At 60.9% G+C, this 1,111-nt stretch carries 2 protein-coding genes; both read left to right on the top strand.

Going from position 1 to position 1,111, the window contains the following annotated elements; genetic code table 11:
* Positions 1 to 651 (top strand): C69 family dipeptidase (locus ACR0P8_RS10055; protein WP_432624899.1); only part of this gene is annotated, 651 nt, incomplete at its 5' end.
* Between the two features lie 255 nt (positions 652 to 906).
* Positions 907 to 1,111: formate--tetrahydrofolate ligase (locus tag ACR0P8_RS10050; protein WP_432624898.1), on the top strand; the 205-nt coding region annotated here is incomplete at its 3' end.

The raw sequence follows: 1,111 nt of genomic DNA, 5'->3' as shown, positions 1-1,111 counted from the left end.
GTGTTGAGCTCCCACTACCAGGGCACCCCGTATGATCCGTACGGCAAGCTCGGCGACCAGCATTCGCGCCACATGTTCCGTCCGATCGGCATCAACCGTCAGAGCCAGCTGTCCGTCATGCAGATTCGTCCGTACCGCCCGCAGGTCAACCGTGCCGTGCAGTGGATCGCCTACGGCTCCAACCCGTTTAACACGCTCGTGCCGTTCTTCCCGAACGTCGACTCCACGCCGAAGTACCTCGAAGACACCACCACGCGCGTCACCTCCGAGAACTTCTACTGGGAGAACCGCATCATCGCGGCCCTGTGCGACGCCAGCTTCGCCGACACCGCCAACGCGGTGGAGCGCTACCAGGAGAAGACCGGCGGCATGGGCCACCGCATGGTAGCCGCCACCGACGAGCAGATCGACCGACTGGTGGAAGGCGTGGTCGACGAATTCGACGCCGAAGACGAGATCGGCGACGTGCAGCCGATGGAACCGGACGAAATCATCGAAGCCGTCCGCAACAACGAAGCCCGCGAAGTGCTCGCCGCCGCCAACGAGACCATGGCCGCGCAGCTTAAGGCGGAAACCGACAAGCTGCTCGACTCCGTGCTCTACACCACCAGCATGAACATGAAGAACGGCTTCCACATGTCCGACTTCTGATCGTTCCCTGATGGGATGGCCGGTATTTTTCCGCGATTGCATATCGTTGCATAACGCCGGAAATACCGCCAAGATCAACGGCTCCCGCACTGCGCTCGCCACCGTCCGTTCCGTATGACGGCCGGACGGCGTCCGCTGTATGGGAGCCGTTTTCTATTGCTGACGCTCGTTCACTAGAATGTTGCTTATCTGTGTTGTTCCGGCCATGTTCGGCGCTCGACGCCGCCTGGCGGAAGGCTTCAAGAAAGGACTCCAGTGACCAGCATTGAGGATTTCACCAGCCAGTACGGCTTGGTGCAGAAGATTGATGCGTTCGGCTATCTCGATTATCTGAAGAGCAATCCGGATGCGCCGCGCAAGCACGGCAAGGTCGTCCTCGTCACCGCCGACACCCCGCTGAAGGCGTCCCGCGGCGAAGGCAAGACCACCACTACGATTGCGCTGATCGATGCGCTTCGTG

This window comes from Bifidobacterium sp. (assembly GCF_050874245.1).
In the GTDB taxonomy this organism is placed as follows: Bacteria; Actinomycetota; Actinomycetes; order Actinomycetales; family Bifidobacteriaceae; genus Bifidobacterium.
Note: the sequence above shows the minus strand (reverse complement) of the source record. Positions and strands in the feature narration are given on the sequence as shown.